15 protein-coding genes are annotated in these 18,637 nt (G+C 58.2%); 9 read left to right on the top strand and 6 right to left on the bottom strand.

The window, feature by feature from the left end:
- The 3 genes from ACLP2E_RS07715 to ACLP2E_RS07705 form a co-directional block, all read left to right on the top strand.
- Positions 1 to 234 (top strand): SDR family oxidoreductase (locus ACLP2E_RS07715; RefSeq protein WP_442465577.1); only part of this gene is annotated, 234 nt, incomplete at its 5' end.
- 147 nt (positions 235 to 381) lie between these two features.
- Complete coding sequence (locus ACLP2E_RS07710) at positions 382 to 1,443, top strand: acyl-CoA acyltransferase (RefSeq protein WP_442465576.1); 1,062 nt, start codon at positions 382 to 384, stop codon at positions 1,441 to 1,443.
- A 169-nt stretch (positions 1,444 to 1,612) separates the two neighbouring features.
- Positions 1,613 to 2,113 (top strand): cupin domain-containing protein, encoded by a 501-nt coding sequence (locus tag ACLP2E_RS07705; protein ID WP_442464405.1) that lies wholly within the window; start codon positions 1,613 to 1,615, stop codon positions 2,111 to 2,113.
- 26 nt (positions 2,114 to 2,139) lie between these two features.
- Here the strand turns inward: ACLP2E_RS07705 and ACLP2E_RS07700 are convergent, their stop codons facing one another.
- The 6 genes from ACLP2E_RS07700 to ACLP2E_RS07675 form a co-directional block, all read right to left on the bottom strand.
- A complete protein-coding gene (locus ACLP2E_RS07700) occupies positions 2,140 to 3,153 on the bottom strand; it encodes a glycoside hydrolase family 16 protein (RefSeq protein ID WP_442464404.1) in 1,014 nt (337 codons plus the stop codon).
- Positions 3,150 to 4,622 carry a lipopolysaccharide biosynthesis protein gene (locus tag ACLP2E_RS07695; protein ID WP_442465575.1) on the bottom strand — a complete coding sequence of 491 codons (1,473 nt, stop codon included), beginning with the start codon at positions 4,620 to 4,622 and terminating at the stop codon, positions 3,150 to 3,152. The genes ACLP2E_RS07700 and ACLP2E_RS07695 overlap by 4 nt, the downstream gene beginning before the upstream one ends.
- A 106-nt stretch (positions 4,623 to 4,728) precedes the next feature.
- Positions 4,729 to 5,217 (bottom strand): hypothetical protein, encoded by a 489-nt coding sequence (locus ACLP2E_RS07690; RefSeq protein ID WP_442465574.1) that lies wholly within the window; start codon positions 5,215 to 5,217, stop codon positions 4,729 to 4,731.
- A complete protein-coding gene (locus ACLP2E_RS07685; RefSeq protein ID WP_442465573.1) occupies positions 5,214 to 5,678 on the bottom strand; it encodes a glycosyltransferase family 2 protein in 465 nt (154 codons plus the stop codon). Before ACLP2E_RS07685 ends, ACLP2E_RS07690 begins: the two co-directional genes overlap by 4 nt.
- 2 nt (positions 5,679 to 5,680) lie before the next feature.
- Positions 5,681 to 6,949: a glycosyltransferase family 4 protein gene (locus ACLP2E_RS07680; protein WP_442465572.1), complete on the bottom strand. Its 1,269-nt coding sequence runs from the start codon at positions 6,947 to 6,949 to the stop codon at positions 5,681 to 5,683.
- Between the two features lie 363 nt (positions 6,950 to 7,312).
- The gene (locus ACLP2E_RS07675) at positions 7,313 to 8,179 is read right to left on the bottom strand and encodes a class I SAM-dependent methyltransferase (RefSeq protein ID WP_442464400.1); all 867 of its coding nucleotides are present in this window, start codon (positions 8,177 to 8,179) and stop codon (positions 7,313 to 7,315) included.
- Between the two features lie 495 nt (positions 8,180 to 8,674).
- Between ACLP2E_RS07675 and ACLP2E_RS07670 the strand changes: the two genes are divergently transcribed.
- From ACLP2E_RS07670 to ACLP2E_RS07645, 6 genes are all read left to right on the top strand, one after another.
- The gene (locus ACLP2E_RS07670) at positions 8,675 to 10,246 is read left to right on the top strand and encodes a glucosamine inositolphosphorylceramide transferase family protein (protein WP_442465571.1); all 1,572 of its coding nucleotides are present in this window, start codon (positions 8,675 to 8,677) and stop codon (positions 10,244 to 10,246) included.
- A gap of 276 nt (positions 10,247 to 10,522) precedes the next feature.
- Positions 10,523 to 11,551, top strand: coding sequence for a UDP-glucose 4-epimerase GalE (gene galE, locus ACLP2E_RS07665; protein ID WP_442465570.1), 1,029 nt, complete (start codon positions 10,523 to 10,525; stop codon positions 11,549 to 11,551).
- A gap of 502 nt (positions 11,552 to 12,053) precedes the next feature.
- Entirely contained in the window at positions 12,054 to 13,256 is a 1,203-nt protein-coding gene (locus tag ACLP2E_RS07660; protein WP_442465578.1) for a glycosyltransferase family 4 protein, read from the top strand.
- Positions 13,257 to 13,287: 31 nt separating this feature from the next.
- On the top strand, positions 13,288 to 14,721 hold the full coding sequence (locus tag ACLP2E_RS07655; protein ID WP_442464397.1) for an SLBB domain-containing protein: 1,434 nt from the start codon (positions 13,288 to 13,290) through the stop codon (positions 14,719 to 14,721).
- 63 nt (positions 14,722 to 14,784) lie between these two features.
- Complete coding sequence (locus ACLP2E_RS07650; RefSeq protein WP_442464396.1) at positions 14,785 to 15,564, top strand: glycosyltransferase family 2 protein; 780 nt, start codon at positions 14,785 to 14,787, stop codon at positions 15,562 to 15,564.
- Positions 15,565 to 15,608: 44 nt separating this feature from the next.
- On the top strand, positions 15,609 to 18,437 hold the full coding sequence (locus tag ACLP2E_RS07645) for a hypothetical protein (RefSeq protein ID WP_442465569.1): 2,829 nt from the start codon (positions 15,609 to 15,611) through the stop codon (positions 18,435 to 18,437).
- Positions 18,438 to 18,637: the final 200 nt, after the last annotated feature.

Raw genomic sequence — 18,637 nt, 5'->3', positions numbered from 1 at the left:
CGAGAGGTCGGCCAGTTTGGCATTACCGTGAACGCCGTGGCGCCCGGTTTCATGGAGACCGAAATGACCAAGGGCCTTGACGAGGAAAACAAGGGCAAGGTCGTCCGTCGCAGCGCCCTCCGGCGATTGGCGGAGCCGGACGACGTCGCCGACACGGTTGAGTTTTTGATGAGCGACAAGGCGCGCAACATTACCGGGACCGTTGTTACGGTGGACGCCGGAAACCTTGCCTGATTCGAGTTGGTAAAAAAGGAAGAAGATCATCCGCCTGAATGATGCGGGCGATTGCTTCCCGTGCAAGCTTAAGTTTCACGGGTCTGAAAGCAATGACGCGCTGTCCAGGCGCGTCATGCCATTTTCAATCGGAGAAAGCGAAAATCGATGAGCTCTGAACGCACTCCGGAAACGATTTGGGGGAATGCGCATGATGCCGCGCCTAGCCCAGTTGTCGGCGCGATTAGGACGGTATTAAGAAAGCTCGGCGCCGCGCAACGCCACGACCGGGTTGCCCTGCGTGCATTGCCCGAACCAGCCGTCAGCGATCCAGCGCCTGCAAGCGAATCCAGAGCAATTGAGAAGCCTGTCAAACCTGTCATGCGCCAGATAAATGAGGGTGATATTCCGGAACTCGTAAACCTTATTATCAACGGATTCGACCCTCCGCATTCGCGTGACTTCTGGAATCATTTCTTCTCTTGCCTGGGTCGGCGATCGGCGCCGGACGGTTATCCGCGGTACGGATATGTCCTCGTGCACGAGGGCCGCTTAGTCGGCGTCATGGTGCTGATTTATTCGACGATTTGGGACAACGGCGTTCCTAAAGTAAGATGCAATGGATCAACTGCATATACAGACCGCGAGTTTAGATGCTATGCGCCGTTACTTTATTTACGCCCGCAAAAAGATAAAAATGTCACGATATTAAATATTACCGCCAGTCCGCATACGCACAAGATGGTCGAGGCATTGGGCTTCAGCAAATACACCAACGGTATTCTCGCCGCCATACCTCTTCTAAGCCGAAAGCCAACGGAAACCTCGGTGCGCATCGTGGACGCCCAGGTCGAGCCAGACGCGATTTTTGATGCTCGGGAACGTGAATTGCTTCTGGATCATGCAGAATTTGGTTGCACAAGCATCTGGTGCATCGCGGACGGACGGGCATATCCGTTCGTGTTTCGACCGCGGAAAGTCAAAACTATTGTTCCGGCCGTTCAGCTGGTATACTGTCGCGACATAAATGACTTTGCGCGATTTGCGAAACCAATTGGATTGTATTTGGCAAAACGATTCTATTTTATTACCTTGCTGCATTATCGAGATCCGATACCTCGGCTTATCGGCGCCTGCTACGGTAAAAAGACGCCTTTGTATTTCAGGGGGCCTAATCCTCCCAGGCTGGGAGACTTAGCCTATACGGAAACCTCGATGTTCGGCATCTAGAGCGTTTTCAAGCGAAGTGGATAGCGGTTCGCATGAAGAAAACGCGTAAAAACAAAAAACTAGAGCCCCGATCCGATTCAATCGGATCGACGCAACGGTTAATTACTAATCAGTATTCCTCAGGACGTTAGCTTAGTACATACGCCAGAACGAATGGAGGAACTGCAATATGCAGCCTTTGCCGAAGCTTTACCGCGAGACAAACAAGCTTGAATTTGTTTCCCGAGATGCGGAAATGAGGGCTGCGCCGGTAAATCCAGAGTGGATTTTGGAAGGCGCTCCCGTTGCCCGTAACGCCGTCCTGTCGACGAGCCACGATGGCTGCGCCAGCACGTTTTTTTGGGACTGCACCGCCGGACGATTTGACTGGTACTACGACATAGACGAGACCATTTGCATTCTCGGCGGCGCCGTAAGTATTCTCGACGATTCAGGCGTCGAGCGCTGTCTTAACGTTGGCGACACCGCTTTTTTTCCTGCCGGATCGCATGCCGTGTGGCATGTCGAATCTTACGTGCGGAAGGTGGCCTTCTGCCGCAGTCAACTTCCAAAAGTGTTTTCATATACGAAGAGAGCCGGCAAGGCGATGATGCAAATATTGACCAGCGCAAGAGCGCGTTCAAGCGAAGTGGGCGCGGGTTCGCGTGAGGAAACGCGGAGAAAGCTCTGAGGCCCAGAGCGCTGCGCCAATCCCGATTATCGCGGGCGCGGAAACGTCGCGCTTTTGACAGTCTCGCCGCCACCAGGCTGCTGGTATAGTTGCACGCTATTTACTTGCATCCGCATCGATCGGGGTGTGGAAGGGCCCAAGGCCGTGTGCCAAGCGCTTGCGGCGGAAGTCGCAACCCCATTGCTCATGATCAACTCCATCGGCTCGTTCGGGATAGGAGCTTCGGCGCTGGTGATCTGGGCCACTTGCTGTCCATTGAGGTACCACGTGATCGACTCTCCGGGCGCCCAGTTGATTGCAAAACTATTGAAACCAGCCGTCAGGTCGATCCCTGTATCGACCTCGCCGCCGAAAACGCCTGCGGGGGTGTGCAAGTGATAGGCAAAAACGTTGTCGGGATTGGCTGAGCCCGAGGTATAGCCGCCCTCCTGAATATCGATTTCAAAATCATCGCCGGAGCTTCCCGCTCCGGAACCAGGCAGCAGCCAAAGGGCTGGCCACGAGCCGGCGCCGCCGGCGGGTTGCTTCATGCTGATCTGAAGATACCCCCCCGTGAATTCAAATTTTCCGTAACTGGAGACCACCCCGGAAGTCACGGGAAAAGTCTGCCGGACAATCGATCCATTGATGGTGCTATAGCCGGCAATGCTGTGCAGAACCGCGTCGAGAGTCAGTCCGTTATTTACGGAGACCTGGGATGGCGTCATGTATTCCGCATTATTGACGCTACCCAAGGCGCTACCGCCCTGCCCATTGGCCGCCCATGGATAACCCCGGGCGGCATTGCTGGTGACATAGGTATTCCAGCTGGCGGCGTTTAAGCTTTTACCGGAAAAGCTATCCCAGAAGACCAGATCGCTCGCGCTAAATCCGGCGGGCGGCGTGGAAGCTCCAGATTTTTGCTGCGAACTTTCGAGGCTGATCGCCGCCGCAAACTCCGGCAGGCAAAATGCAAAGGTCGCGCCTGCAAGCGCCAGCGCCGCGTTCCGGCGCAAGAAATAGCGGCGCGCGATACTCATCCCGCTCAGTGTTGGCTTCACGAGCTTTGTATCCTGGCCGGCGAGCGAAGCCGGCTTTCTGTTTTTGTGCCCCCTAGCATCGCCTTTGCTATCGGTTTCAGCATTAGCGACGCCTCCAGAAACACAGCCAGCAGCCATCCGACCGTGACCCCGAACAATCCAGAAACCTGACTGCCCGCGGCCGCAAGCCCGATCTCCAAAAGGGCTCCCAGGGCGAGATAAACAGAAGCGACGCCGACCCGGTTCGCGAGCCGACTTACGGCTATGTAATGCTGTTTAATCGCCGCAGCGATCACGCCAAAGCCCAGTAGCTGAAGACTGGGACCAGCGAGTTCTCGGTAGGAATGATTGAACAAGCCTAAAATGGTCCCCGAGAAAAAGAAAAGAACACTTGCTGTCACGGCTCCGACAACAGCCGATAAACCCAACGAGATGAGCAAACGGGACGGAAGCTGGCTGGGTTCGGCCCGGCCGATCGCGTACAAAGTTGTCGCCAGCGATCCGGAGCCGAAAAGTGCAAGACAGATGATCATCCAGGCCGGATAAAACGCGGCGCTGGCTTCAGGCGAAACGAGAATCGTCACCAGCACAGGGATGATCAGCCCCGGGGCCAACGTCGCGAGATTAAGCATGTGATGCCGGATGAGCAAAGGGAAGCGCCGCCCCAGCAGGCGGAAATCGGGAATCCACCGACCGACTGGCCCAATAATTTTTAGCATAAGCCTGCCAAAAACAAGAATTGTTATCAATATACTTACAACCCAGGCAAGGACAATAAAAAATTCGTTGTGCATTGCGTCGGACGTCACCAAGGCAGCTAAAAACAAAAGTTTAATGAGCGAGAAAGATAAGCTTCGGTACATCTGATACACACTTTTCAGAAGACCGAAGAAGGCTTGATCGAGCACGGACACCGCGCCGCTGAGCGCGCACCCGCCCACGAAAAGCACAGCACCGGCGTAGCTGTGCGCAAATTGGCCGAGTTGCCAGCCAAATTCGTTCGCCAAGACAAAATACGCCAGTCCGCAAACGCCCGAAGCCGCAAGCGACGCCAGAACGGCGGCGAGAATCAGCTCTCCTTCACGTCCCTTATGCTGAAGCGTTTCGCCGATCAGCAAAGCGCCAAGTCCGCCATCGCCAATGATCCCCATCAGTCCCATCATTGAAATGATGGCGGTCGCCACGCCGACGGCGTGGGGCGGGAAAAAACGCGCCGCAACGCCCCAAAAAAGAAAACCGAGCGCAGCCGTTCCCACGCCGCCGATCGTTGAGGCGCCGGCGTTGGTGTACAGCACGGAATGCTTGTCCATACCTTCTCGAACATGATCCGCAATCGCGGAAGCAACAGATTTTGCTCCCATGAACGTCCCTCGCCCGGATAAATTCAACCGCATAGTTCCGGTCAACGCATGCAGCCCTCGCCGTTGGTCAGTATCCCGCAGCGGGGCTGACCTCTCGATGAAGAGATCCTCGGACTTGTTTCCCGCCATTTCTCCGCCGTTTTGCAAGCTTCACCCCCTGCCATGATTTAGGGATCCGCCTCGCAGACCGCCTGAAACCAGCGGCCAGATGGTCTGCGAGGTAAACCCAAAACTTTTAGAGTTGAGCCGGCGCCCGCTGTTCGCCCCCCTGCCCTCCTAACGAAATGGCCAGTTGTTCCCAGGCATACCCGGCAACCGTGCTTGCAAGCCCGACCGCGATGAAGGCGGCCCGCGCGGCCGCCCACGCGTCCAACTTGGTTACTGCGTCTGCGATCCCGCGTCCGACGCCACCCAGGAGGGTATGGAGGACGTAGTTGCGTTCGGTCGCCAATGACTTCGCGCCCGCCATTCTCGCAACCCTGGCCTTTGAAATGCCCTCGGCGAAGCAGCGCAACACAAAGTAGCTGAAGGTCACGCGATCGGTCGGCACTTTGTGCTCTATCACCGCGTCAGGCGCATAAAGGAGTTTCGTCTGGGGATAAGCCTGGGTTAAGCGCAGGCTGAACTCGGTCTCTTCGCAACTGATCGGCAGTTTCGAGCCGTTTCGTCCGAGACGGGTGTCGAACCCCCCTATGCGCTGGAAAATCGACCGCCGGAAGCTCATTGGACCCCAGACGTTTCGAACGACTCCACCTTCGAGGCCCCGGAGGTACAACCCACGACCCAGAGAAACTCATCGGGGAACCAACGCGGCGGAGTTCCAAGCCAAAGAGGCGACGCGGTCGCGCCCACGCCGGCGACTGACGGATCGTCGAACAAGGGGATCATGACTTTCAACAGGTCGGGGTCCGCCACCATGTCGTCGTCGACAAATGCGACGAAATCCCCTGTCGCGGCGGCCACGCCCGCATTGCGCGCGCCAGACGAGCCCCTCGCCTCACCGCTTTCAATGACTTTGAGGTCGGGGAACTCTTTCCTGCAAGCATCGAACAATTCACGATTGTGATCGATGACAAGGATAATCTCTTTGGCTGCCGCGTTTTGTGCCTGCACGGAACGCACCGCCTCGCAGATGTGCGGCCAACGATTCATCGTGTGAGCGCAAATGATGACCGAGCAAACCATGATTATGGACTCCCACGCTGAAGTTGGTTGGCCGCGGCGATAACGGGCCGCTCGCGAGCCAGGACGCCGCGGTACACGGACTCGATCTGCGGCACGACGTTCGACGCCATGAACGTCTTCACTTTTTGCAAGGCGCCATCCGACAGGCGTTGGCGGAGACCTTCGTCGGTGGCCATGGCCTGGATCGCGCGCGCGAGTCCGGCCTGGTCGCCCGGCTGAACGATCAAGCCGCTGATGTTGTCGTCGACGATATCCGGATTGCCGCCGATGTTCGAAGTGATCATCGGCCTGCCGGACGCCATCGCCTCCATCAAGACAGTCGCGCAGGCTTCGGGCCCGACCGAGGGCAGGACCCCCGCCATACTCCGGCGCCAAGCCTGCATGACCGCCGCGTGTGGCCAATCGTGGAACACATGCACGTTCTTGGGCCAGTGCGTTGGCGAGTCATGACACTTCCTGCCGATCAGGACCAAGGGCGGCACATTGTCGAGTTGAGCGTATGCCGCCATCAGCACATCGATGCCCTTGAACCGGCGAAGGTCACCAACGAAAAGGATAAACGGCTGCTTGGGCAGTCCCTCCAGGCGCTCGTCCTGGCCGCCATCGGGCGACGCAACGTCGTCGCGGATGAAATTGGGCACGACTTCGTACGGAGTGGGGCCGCCAGGGAGGCCGTTGCCCACCGCGATCGCAGTGCTGACGGCCAGGAAACGGTCGACCAGCCGCCGTTCAAACCATGACGAGGTCCAGTTCGTCGCCAGCGTCACGGACCCCTTCGCCGCGCCATAATGGTGGGCGACACAACCGCCGCATTTGGCGAAGCTCGGTCCGCTGCACAGCTCGCCGCGACAAATGGCCTGTTTGGTGGCGCAGACGAGGCTCAAATCATGCAGGGTAACCACGAGGCGCGGGCCGCCAGCACGCTTCAACGGCAGGAACGAATGGAGCAGCCAGTTGTGAGCATGGACGACCTCGATACGCTCCGAGACGACGATCCGCCGCAGCGACGCCGTCAGGCCCGGATCCGGGAACGGCGGAGCGTGCGTTCGGGCCGGATCGAGGAAAAGGCCGCTCCAGCGCTGTAAAAGCCCCCGTATACGGAAAATCTGGACCCCCTGGTCGGCCTCATGCTCGGCGAGACCATCCTGCCAAAGCGTCGCGACGGCCACGTAATGCCCGCGCTTGGCAAGTGACGCCGCCAGATCGCGGACGTGCCGCTCTTCGCCCCCGATATTCGGCGGATAGAACTGCGCTAGCAGGAGCACTCGCATTAATTCTCTCCCAATTCGCCGTGCGAAACTCGTAGTGTCTTCCGCAATGTTGGAAAGTGAAACTCAGATGGACTCCGAAATAAAAAACGGGTGGCAAAATAGCGGGGCGCACGAAGCCGGCATCAAAGCCTCCCTTCCTCAAGCAAATGTGCCTGAGCAGAAATCGCGACCCCACGATGCTACTCCGTTCTTCGGCTGGACAGTAACGCCCAAAAGCTCGACGCCGGTACCGCATAGGGATGAGCAGTCTACGCCCTTAGCGCTATTGAATGGCCGAACGAACGGAAGCTCGGCAGGATGATCGGCGATCAACGTAATTTCACTTCAATACCTTCGGGCCAGCTCCAGGTGGAAAATCTCGGATCATTTGGTCCCGATAGCGGTAATACCCATGAGCGGCGTAAGAGGCAGAGTCATCTTCCGCCAGAGGAATTTTGGGGTACGCAAGAGCAGGAGCTCCAATGCTCTCAGCGCCGCATATGGAGGCGTCGCCAGCCGCCGCCCCCCCACCGCGACAAGGAACTCGACGCGGCTGAACCCCGTGCCCAGAAAGATCTCCCGCATGGAGCCGTAATCGTACTCACGCATGTGAAATCCGGTGGCCGTCTCATCGAAGTAGCACGATACGTCATGGGGGCCAGTCACGCGGCTCGGCGTGACACAGAGATACTGCCCGCCTGGCTTCAGAACTCGAATTATCTCGCGCAGTTGACCTTCCGCATCGTCAACGTGCAGGTGTTCCATCAATTGATTCGAGTAAGCCACATCGACCGAATTATCCGGCAGAGATATTTCGACCCCGGAAGTTTTCAGAAACTGGAAATTTGAAGGAGCGGAAGCAAAGTCGATAAGCACATCGGTGATGTCGAGCGCTATCGCCGTTCCAATCATGCTGGCAAGCGCCAATGACAGAGCCGCATCGCCGCACCCCAACTCCAAACAAACCGAGGTGGGCGTCAGAAGAGGGCGCAACAGCCGAACTTCCTTGGCTATGCGGCCAGACTGCGGGCCGCCCGCCGGTTTGTTTTGCGGATGATCCGGCAGCTTGGCGAAAAGCTCCGAGTACACGTCGGTATAAAGCCTCGCGCGCTCGTCACTTGAGGAAGCGCGCAAGCGCTCGGCCAGCCGGCGTTCCAGTTCGTAGTGAGCAATCAGGCGCTCGGGTGGCCTGGTGTCCCTGATCCGCCGTTGGAACCGCTTGTAGTCGGACTTCAGCTTCGCATTGCCCATGAGGAGTCACCCCGAAATTGCTGCTCCATTTGCTCAATGGAGCGAATTAGAAGCGCTTGGCGCAAAAGTTTATCGATCCAGCGGAGCCGGATGGCCGTCCATGGCGCTCCCTATTGTTCGCGCGCGCCGGCGCGCTCGAGCCGAAACCAGAACCCTTAAAAGCTACTCCGTTCCTGCGTCGCCGGCGCCCGGACAAGAGGCTTGGCGTCCTACCGCAAAAGACTGCTGAACTACGTCCTTTGGGCATGGTTAAATGGCCGAACGAACCAGTTCCCCCGCGAGACGATGATCGAAATGAGGGTGCAACTAGCGCAAACGTAGCGGAATTACTTTCAGCATTCGGTCCCACTATGGACCTGATGTGATCGCGGGATCGTAGAAGAGCGGCGCCTTCTCCAAACCGCACCAGTCCTGGTCGCTCTGTCGGATAAAAAGCATCGACCGTCGACCTATCGTCGTTTCAGCCAACGAGAATATTGTCGCAGGGTCGCAAAAATGTGGTCCAGTCTGTTCCTGAACGAGGCGGCGCAGGAGGCGCAGCAAATAACTTCCCTGAACTGGAGGGCCGCTGGTCCGTCTGCCTCCAAGGGATTGCCAAAAATCGAAGTGTTGCTGCGTGCGACGGCTTCCTGGCAATGGCAGGCCGATCTGATCGGTCACCTTCGAAGCGACGGGTACCCGGTGTCTGTCGTCGCCAGCGGAACGGAAGCGCGCTCCTGGCAGACAGGGCTATCCCTGTTGATGGCGCTCGAACGGCTTGTCTACGGGGGCGCGGCCATCCATCCCGCGACTGCCGTTTCACTGGCGGCGATGCATCAACTGGCCACCGCCGATTTCTCCGGCCCAGCGGATTTCGTCCTCGACCTGACTGGCTCCGCAATCTCCGACAGCAAAAATATCAGGGTGCTCTATGACGGATGTCCATGCGATTCGGCGGCGCTTGCCGCGGTTCTCAATGGCCACGCCCCCGTCATCAGCGTCGTTTGCGAAGGGCGCGAGCTCGCCCATGGCCTGCCGGTCCATTCCGAAATCGTGACGCGCGCCCTGGACTGGACGTTCGCCCGCTCCGCATCGCTGATACGCCACGTCCTCGCCGACCTGGCGCGAAACGGCCGCCAGGACAACAAGCCGTCCATGGCTGTCCGCGACGAAGTGGCGATGCGTTCCCCGCTGGCGTTTGGCGCCGAGACCCTGGCCGTCAAGGTAGCGCGCGCGCTTACCCGTCTCTCGAAAAGCCCGGAATTGTGGCGGATCGCTTGGCGTTTGATGGACGGGGACGACGCCGTGGCGGCGAATTTGCGGTGGCCTGCCGGCGGCTACATTCCTTTCAGGGACGATGGCAAGCGATTTTTCGCGGATCCTTTCGCCTTCGAACATGAGGGAGTCTCCTACGTTTTTTGCGAAGAGTTTCCTTATGCGACGCAAAAAGGCGTCATCTCATTTTTCACGATTTCGCCGGATGGCGTTGTCAGCGCCCCGCGCGTCGTCATCGAAGCCGGCTATCACTTGTCCTATCCGATGGTCTTCAGGCATCAAGGCGCGATATACCTGATGCCCGAAACCGCGGATGCGAAGACGATCGAGATTTGGCGCGCGGAACGATTTCCCGACATATGGATCAAGCATGCCGAACTTCTCAGCGGCTTCGGCGCATGCGACGCGACTTTGACAAAACATGACGGGCGGCTTTGGCTGTTCGCAGCCTTGCTGGACGACAGCGGGTCAAGCATGGACGCCCTTGGCCTGTTCCATGCCGAAGATCTCTTTGGCCCCTGGCGCGCGCATCCGCTTAATCCAGTTCTTATAGACGTTACCTCGGCTCGGCCTGGGGGATTCATGCTGCAGTGCGGAGGCAAACTTCGACGCATAGCCCAGGACTCCACGCAGCGATATGGCGGCGGCCTGAGTATTTGCGACGTGGAAAGGCTGGACCCGGAGGGCTACAATGAAACGATCGCGGCGCGCCTCCCGCCGCCCCCGCGCTCGAATGCGAGCGGGGTACACACTCTCAACACTGCGGGACGGATCGAAGTCATAGATCTGTTCGGGCCGCGTGGCGCTTTTTGACGGGGCGCATCCGCAAGAAAACGCCTTAAGCAAAAAATCAGGGGGGAGCGCTCGGTCCGAATTGGACCGAGGCTATTGTGACGCAGGTGTTCGTATTCGCGAGCAGTGTGCAAACGTCAGATCGCACGTTCCCATTCATAATAAAATAATGCGCGGTTGAACTCCCGATCAAAATTGTTGTCGCCGGCGTCATTAATCTGAAGGATGCGGCGCAACCGTGATCGGTTTAGCTATTGCTTCACGACCGGGTCGGTGTAACAAGCAGGCGAGGCGCAAATGAGCGTTTTAGTGACGGGCGGCGCGGGCTACATTGGCAGCCATATGGCCCACGAATTGCTCGACGCCGGCGAGGATGTCGTCATCATCGACAATTTGTCGACCGGGTTTCGTTGGGCGGTCCCGCCGGGCGCGCAACTCGTCGTCGGCGACTTTGGCGACAGCAATCTTGTCCCCAGGATTTTCGCCGATAACCGGATCGATTCGATCATCCATTTCGCGGCAAAGACGGTCGTGCCGGAATCCGTCGCCGATCCGCTCGGCTACTACCTCAACAATACCGCCAAGGCGCGCGCCCTGCTGGAATGCGCGGTCAAAGCCGGCGTGAAAAACTTCATTTTCTCGTCGACGGCGGCGGTCTACGGAAATCCGGAACGCAATCCTGTCGCCGAAGACGATAGTTTGAACCCGCTATCGCCCTATGGCCGCTCCAAGCTGATGGTCGAATGGATGCTGTCCGACGCGGCTCAGGCGCATGACATGCGCTATGTCATCTTGCGCTATTTCAACGTCGCCGGCGCCGATCCGCAAGGGCGCGCCGGTCAATCGACAGCCCGCGCCACGCATTTGATCAAGGTCGCCACCCAGGCGGCGCTCGGTCTGAGACCGGGAATGGAGGTCTTTGGGGTCGATTATCCTACGCCCGACGGCTCCGGCCTTCGGGACTATATTCATGTCAGCGACCTTGCCCGCGCCCATAGCGCGGCGCTGAAGCATTTGCGCTCCGGCGGCGACAGCTGCACCTGCAATTGTGGCTACCAGACCGGATATTCGGTGCTCGAAGTCATCGACCTCGTGAAGAAAATTTCCGGCGTCGATTTCCCTGTGAAGATCTCCGGCCGTCGGCCAGGGGACGCCGCCGCGGTCATCGCCGCCAATCAGCGCATCAAGTCGCGGCTAGGCTGGACGCCCGAATATGACGACCTCGAACTCATCCTGCGCCATGCGTACGAATGGGAGCGGCGGCTGTTTGAACAACCGAAAAAGCCGAAGCTTTTTTCGTACGATCGATTAGTCGCGTCGTCATAGGAAATAGCGCGGCGCGCTCTCGGCAAGGCAGAGCAAGCGAGCGGCCCTAACCGGGGCGGGTCTGTGCGCGAGAGCGTTTGGTGGCCATGGCCAGAGCGTCGAAGCATCGACGAATTCGCCGCCGCATCCAAGCGCTCCTGCTCCAGCGGCAAGCCGTCTATCCTTCATATCAAAGTCGCCCCGAGGCGATCGCACTATCGTCCGGACGAATACGCCTGCTGGCCGGCTAGCCCGGATGTGCGCGATTTCTTCAGCATGACGTTTTTCAAGATATGGGCGCCGAGCCATTTGGCTCTAATTGGAAACCTGAAAGGCGTACGCACATAACAATTTTAGCTTGTTGCTTCTACAAGGCTTACACTTCAATAATTCATTACTTGATCGGATAGCTGGAGCGGGACATTGCTCATGATGTCTCGTCGAGCGCAGCATTACGGCAAAGCTTCCGAAGCGATTGTGGACGGTAAGAGTCTTGAATATGAACACATTAACCAAACAGAACTTGGACAGCATCGCTTACGGCGAGCGTGAATCTATTTGCCAAATCAATAAACAGCTAAATATCCTCCTTGTTGCGAATAGATTTCCCCCCTTCATCGGAGGGGTTGAAATGCATACTTTTGAAGTTGGGCGTCGGATGGCGGCGAAAGGTCACAACGTGACCGTCCTGACCGGCGACCCCGCTTCCACACTCCCCAGCGAGCAAACCATGTCCGGGATGCGGGTAAGGCGGGTGCCTGTCTATCCGAAAGGGAGCGATGTCTACTTTGCGCCAGACGTGTACCGCGAAGTCGTTCGGCTGAAAACGGACATCATTCACATCCAGGGCTTCCACACATTCGTGCCGCCCATCGCCATACTGGCGGCCATACGCAAATCGGCGGCCTTTGTAATGACCTTCCACAGCGGTGGTCATTCTTCTCCCTTGCGCAACAGCATCCGGGGAATCCAATGCGCGGTTCTTAGGCCGCTGATCGCGCGGGCGGACAGGCTCATTGGCGTATCCGAATTCGAAGCCGATCACTTCGCCAAGGGACTCCGCATCCCCCGCGATCGCTTCGTCGTCGTGCCCAACGGCGCCGAGATCGCGACGCCCCCCGTCGTCACGGCTCCCGATCCGGTCAAGCCGTTGATCGTTTCGGTCGGGCGACTGGAACGCTACAAAGGCCATCATCGCGTCATCGCCGCTTTTGGCGAATTGTTGCATCGGCGACCGGAGGCCAAGCTTCGTATATGCGGCGAAGGTCCGTACAAATCGCAGTTGCTCGACCAGGTCCGAAAGCTCGGCCTTGACGCCAGCGTAACTGTGGGCGGCATTCCGCCGAAGGAGCGTCATCAAATGGGCGCCCTCATGGCCAGCGCTTCAGCCGTTGTCTTGCTCAGCGACTATGAGGCGCACCCGGTCGCCGCGCTTGAAGCCATTTCCTTGGGCCGTCCCGTCCTGGCAAGCAATTCGACCGGTTTTGCCGAAATGGCCGCGAAGGGCCAGCTGGAGGGCATCGATCCCAATTCGGCGCCCGAGCGCGTCGCCGACGCGATTCTGACACTCATCGACCGCCCGAAAACTTCGAGACCGCCGGTCGATATCGGCAATTGGGACGACTGCACGCGCAATCTCCTTGAAATTTATGGCGAAGTGCTCGCCAGCAGAATTGGAGCCCGACGGGAAGACCGTTCTCCTGTCGCGGTTCGAGCGACCGCCTAGGCAAAAGAATGCAACTTGCGAGGGCATGAAGATGGCCATTGATAAACGTCTGAAATTCACTTCGCTCGCTATTCTTAGCGTGGGTCTCGCGGTTGTAACGATGGCTCATCAGCAATCCCCTGTGCTGGCCGACGAGAAACCCGCCGCCAATCCTTTGGAGGCGAACCAGGGCATATCGTCCGAGCCCGGCCAACCCCCAGCGACACTGACTACCGACGCGGATTGCAAAGCCACTAACGCGTCGGACTCCGAAAGCGACCCCACCGACCCCGCCAGGGTTCATCGGGGCGACAAAGTGAAATTGGCGTTTTACGAGCTATTGCAGTCGCAGGAAGACAAATGGGGCGCCGACCACAAGCATGTCCAGCAATCGGCCAAAGCGTTCCAGTTACGCTCCGAATTATCCAATGAGTATCTTGTGCAGGACGACGGCTCGATCTCGGTCCCGCTGCTCGGCGTGTTTACGGTAGACGGGCGGAAGTCCGCGGACGTCCAGCGTCAACTCGAATGCTCTTTCCAGTCGTTTCTGGGACGGAGCGGGTTCGTCAATGTCCTGAGCGTCGCCAAGCAGCCGATCTATATTGTCGGAAAAGTCAAAAATGCCGGAAGTTACGCCTATACTCCAGGGATGACCGTGATGCACGCGGTAGCGCTCGCTGGCGGCTTCGACAAGGCGCAGATGGAGCCTTACCAGCTTACTGAACTGGCGCGTGAGGCGAATAGACTGCAAACGTCACTTGGACGCGCCATGCGCATGATCGCGCGCTCAAGCGCTGTCGAGGCGGCGCGTTCGCGCGGACTGCCCACGGTTCCAACCGAACTTGCCGAACTTGCCGGGAAACAGAAGGCCGAGGCGCTTCTCGATCAGGAGTTCGCGACGCGCCGGACGGAAATGCAGGCGCTTGTCTCCGACGAGGCGTCGCTGACCGGCGTCATCGAATCGGCTTCGTCGGAACTCAATCTGAAGAAGGCGCAATTGCCGCTGCTGAAACAGTCGATCGCGCTGCGGCGGGAACGGGTCGAGAACCTGGCCAAGCTTACCGCCTCCGGTTCGCTTGCCCGTCCAGTCCTCATTCAAGCGCAGAGCGACCTGCTCGAAGTGGAAGCGCGCAGCCAGGAATCGCTGGTTACCATCAGTCAAGCGCAAGAAAGGCTGAACCGGGCGCGCCAGGATCTGCAAGTGCGCCACCAGCAGGCGGCGATCGCCATGCAGAAAGAGGCCACCGAGGCGCGCACAGAGGCGGCCTTGGCGGCCGAGGACAGCGATTCTTCCGCCAATGTCATCAAGGTCATGGCCAGAACAGACCTGGCCGCGCCGAATCTGGAAACCGAATTTCTGGTCATTCGGCGCGTGGGCAACCGCGTAATGCAGATTCCGTGCGGCGCGACGATGTTGCTTGAGCCGGGCGATCTGGTTCAAACGCAAGGCGTCTCTAACGGCTCCGGCAAGAGCCCGTCCCGGTGAGTACTGCGGGAACACGGTATTAGGATTTCAACTTTTTTGACTTTCCGCTGAACGGAGTAGGTCATGCAACACTTTGCCTCGGATTCATCTCTGGTCAACAACGCAAGACCGGCAAATTCAAATTTGGCGTCGAGACTTTCTTTACCCCGGGTTTCGCTCGTGATCCCCACGCTCAACGAAGCGGAAAACCTCGAATGGCTCTTGCCGAGGTTGCCCTCCTGGATATTTGAGGTCCTGATCATCGATGGTTGCTCGACGGACGGAACGGTCGAGGTCGCCCGACGGCTTTATCCCGGCGTGCGCATCGTTACCGAGGAGCGCCGCGGAAAGGGCGTTGCGCTGATGACGGGATTTGAGGCGGCGAGCGGCGACATCATTGTCATGCTCGACGCGGATGGCTCGATGAACCCGGAAGAAATCATCGTTTTTGTCGCGGCTCTTATGTCGGGCGCCGATTTCGTCAAGGGCTCCCGCTTCATCCAGGGGGCGGGAACCATTGACATGACTTTTATTCGAATGCTCGGCAACTGGGGGCTGACATTGGCCGTGCGCGCGCTCTACGGCGGAACTTTCAGCGATCTTTGCTATGGCTATATCGCCTTCTGGAAGAAACATGCGCCCCAATTGCGATCCGACTGTTCCGGCTTTGAGGTGGAAACCGTCCTGAACATCAAAGCATTGCAAAACCGGTTGAAGATCGTCGAAGTCCCGAGCTTCGAATCCCTTCGCCTCCACGGCGAGAGCCACTTGTCGGCGATCCCCGATGGATGGCGCGTCCTGAAGGCGATCATGGGGGAAAAGTTTGCGGCGAAGCCAACCAAAAGCATGGTCGCGGCGGAATAGTATTCAACGCGTTGAACCCGATTTTGTAAGGATTGCAGGAAGTGATGCAGAGCCCTCACCAAGCTGTAGCCCGGCAGCGCAACGAGGGACCACTTACCGCCGTTTTAGATTGGCGATCAGCGCTTGCCTCCCTCGGTCGCGGCTTGGGGCGCCTGCTCGGCATCGGCGCCGTACATCCATCCCCTGACCCGCAGATCAGCTCTTCAGGGCTGATCTGGCCACAATGGCTAGCGATCAATACAGGAATCGCTGTTTTCATTGTCGCCGCCGCCGCCAACGCAAGCCGTACGGGCCAAACATGGGCTGTGCCGGTCTTTTACGCCGCCACCGCCTTGCTGTTCCTGCCGATCGTGATGAGGCTCGCCCTGGCGGACGTCTCGCGATCGGAGCGGGTGGCGAATGTCATGATCGCCGGGCTCGGTCTGTTGATGCTGCGCGTGATCCGAGCTCCGATCAACTTTACCGGTTATGACGAATACCTTCATTGGGTGGGCGCGCAGCAGTTGGCCGAAACAGGCAGGCTGTTTACGCCAAATGTATTATTTCCTATCGCGCCATTTTATCCCGGCCTGGAAATCGTCACCACAGCACTTAGTTCGGTTTCCGGTCTATCGATATTCGGATCTGCGCTCATCGTCATTGTGGTAGCGCGGACGCTGTGCATTGGCGCCCTTTTTCTTTTATATGAGCGCATCGCAGGGTCAGCGAGGATTGCAGCGCTCGGCTGTATATTTTACATGGGCTCATCGACCTTCGTGTTTTCCGATACCGGCTTTTCATATGCCAGTCTCGCGGTTACGCTGCTGACATTCGCTTTGCTGCTCGATTCCCGCGTCGGCGAAACTGCCGAGCATTGGCCCGCACGGATGTTGATGTTCTTCATCGCGGCATGCGCGTTGGCGATGACACACCACCTTACCGCCTTTGCTCTGAGCGGATTTCTGTATGGTTTCCTGATTGTCGAAACGGTCCGCCGCCGCCGCAAGGATGCTGCATATTTCAGGCTCGTCGCGACGACTGGGTGCGCAATTCTTGTTCCCCTCCTGTGGTCGCGCGCTATGGGTGACCCGGAAGCGGATTATTTAGGCAACGTGTTAGTGGACGGCGTGAATCAAGCTATAGGCTTTGTGACTCATTTCGGCGGCGCCCACCGCAAACTGTTCACCAGCGGCGACGGCGCTGTCGCGCCGCTCTGGCAGAGGCTCACCACTCTCGGGTCGGTGGCGCTGATTTGCATCGGATTGGCGCTCGGCTTTTTCCGTTCCCTATCCTGGAGCGGCCTGTTCGTGAAACGCGAGAACGCGTTGCGCGGTGGGAAGGCGCTTTTCCAATGGAACAATAGCCGCCTGATCCTGTTGACGCTCATTACCTTCTTGTATCCCCTAAGTATTTTGTTTCGGATGACCCCAAGCGGATGGGAAATCGGCAATCGTATCGGGCCCTTCGCATTTCTTGGCATCGGCCCCGTGCTGGCCATTTGCGTAACAAGCCTGCTTCAGGGAAAATCGAAAAGCCTTTGGCGTGCGAGCGCGATCGGCGCCGCGGCGACAATCATTTTGATCGGCGGAATTATAAGTTCTGAAGGTCCGCGGGTTTTGGTGCCCCAGGATTATCAGGTGTCGGCCGACGAAGCCTCCATTGAGCCAATGGGCATTAATACTGCGCTTTGGACCAAGGAATGGCTCGGCGACGGCAACCGGTTTGGCGCCGACCGTATCAATCGCATCCTTCTCGCCGGATATGGAGGGCAGCTTGTTTCGAGCACCCTCCAGCATCGTTTGGATGCCGGGATCGCCTTGGTGGACCCCTCCTTGGGCGACGAGGAACTGAGCGTGTTAAGCGAAATCGGTATCGAATATCTGGTCGCCGATCTGCGTTTGACCACAGGTCGAGCGGTCATCGGCTCTTATTTCGACGGCGGCCCGGCGGACGACATGCTGCAGCAGCACGGGCCTCCAGAACCGGACGCGCTGCTCAAGTTCAATTCGATCCGTGGCGTCAATCGCATTTTCGACAATGGCTATGAGATCATTTTCGACGTGCAGGCGCTCAATAGAGGACAGCAATTTTTCACCAAGACCCCTGCCGTCGCCCATCGCCGCGCGATTTCCCGCACAACCCCCTCGTTGGTCGAGCGGTGGCAGTCCGTAGTGAGATCCGCAGGGGCGATGTTGCTGGTATTCATTCTTCCAGGCTTCCTGCTCCTTCGCATTTCGGAGCCGCGACAAAAAACCGGATTTGAAACCGCGATCGTGGCGCTGGGCATGAGCGTCGCGTCGGTCGTCGCGCTTGGCCTCGCGCTGCATCCGCTCGGCGCCCTGACGCCAATCGGTTGGATCCTCGCGTTGTTCTCCCTTGGCCTTGCCGGTTGGCTCCATCTAAGACGTCGAGCAAACATTCAGGGCGCCCCTGCCCTCCCTGGCCCGAGCCCGGCTTTTGTCGCTAATCGTGAGGCTTTGATGAACGGCGGTCAGTTCGTCCGACTCGCCTGCGCGGCGCTGCTAGTGATAGCCAGCATTGTTTTGGCGCAGCAGGGGGCGCTCAATCATCGGCAATTCAACTATACCGAATTGTGGCTGCTGCCGCGTGACGGCCAGTCTCATCAGAATGTGACCATTGGAATCAAGAACGAAGAAAAACGACAGATGACCTATCTGCTTGAACTGACGCTCAATGGCGCCGTCATCGAGCGCAGCGCCAATCTGGTTTTGGGTCCCAGCGAAGAGCGGATCGTGCAGAGGGCGGTACCTGTCGACGCGGCCAAGTCGGAGCAGCGCGTCGAAGCCAGATTATATACAGGCGACGGCCACGGTCACCCGGTCTTGTATCGGCGGACGTTTCTCTCGGATCCGGAACCAAACACGCCTGAATGAGCGACATCGGCAAATGTCGCTATTGTGTTGGCGTCCGTCGTGACCGGGCAAGATTTTGCTTGATGGTTAATACCTACGGAAGCCTGAGATCCGCTCGGCGCCAACTAACGCCGTCACACCCAGTTTCCGCCATAGCTCAATGCTTTCACGGGTCATGGGTATAAAAGAGAAAGTGAAGCGCTCATATCAACTCGCTTTTG

The sequence above is a fragment of the Rhodoblastus sp. genome (assembly GCF_052145335.1).
Classification (GTDB): domain Bacteria; phylum Pseudomonadota; class Alphaproteobacteria; order Rhizobiales; family Beijerinckiaceae; genus Rhodoblastus.
The sequence above is the reverse complement of the archived record's forward strand: the minus strand, read 5'-3'. Positions and strand labels throughout refer to the sequence as shown.

Coding starts and splice junctions, on each gene's coding strand:
- ACLP2E_RS07710 (WP_442465576.1), top strand. CDS start 382: ATGAGCTCTGAACGCACTCCGGAAACGATTTGGGGGAATGCGCATGAT.
- ACLP2E_RS07705 (WP_442464405.1), top strand. CDS start 1,613: ATGCAGCCTTTGCCGAAGCTTTACCGCGAGACAAACAAGCTTGAATTT.
- ACLP2E_RS07695 (WP_442465575.1), bottom strand. CDS start 4,622: ATGGCGGGAAACAAGTCCGAGGATCTCTTCATCGAGAGGTCAGCCCCG.
- ACLP2E_RS07690 (WP_442465574.1), bottom strand. CDS start 5,217: ATGAGCTTCCGGCGGTCGATTTTCCAGCGCATAGGGGGGTTCGACACC.
- ACLP2E_RS07685 (WP_442465573.1), bottom strand. CDS start 5,678: ATGGTTTGCTCGGTCATCATTTGCGCTCACACGATGAATCGTTGGCCG.
- ACLP2E_RS07680 (WP_442465572.1), bottom strand. CDS start 6,949: ATGCGAGTGCTCCTGCTAGCGCAGTTCTATCCGCCGAATATCGGGGGC.
- ACLP2E_RS07675 (WP_442464400.1), bottom strand. CDS start 8,179: ATGGGCAATGCGAAGCTGAAGTCCGACTACAAGCGGTTCCAACGGCGG.
- ACLP2E_RS07670 (WP_442465571.1), top strand. CDS start 8,675: ATGTGGTCCAGTCTGTTCCTGAACGAGGCGGCGCAGGAGGCGCAGCAA.
- galE (WP_442465570.1), top strand. CDS start 10,523: ATGAGCGTTTTAGTGACGGGCGGCGCGGGCTACATTGGCAGCCATATG.
- ACLP2E_RS07655 (WP_442464397.1), top strand. CDS start 13,288: ATGGCCATTGATAAACGTCTGAAATTCACTTCGCTCGCTATTCTTAGC.
- ACLP2E_RS07650 (WP_442464396.1), top strand. CDS start 14,785: ATGCAACACTTTGCCTCGGATTCATCTCTGGTCAACAACGCAAGACCG.
- ACLP2E_RS07645 (WP_442465569.1), top strand. CDS start 15,609: ATGCAGAGCCCTCACCAAGCTGTAGCCCGGCAGCGCAACGAGGGACCA.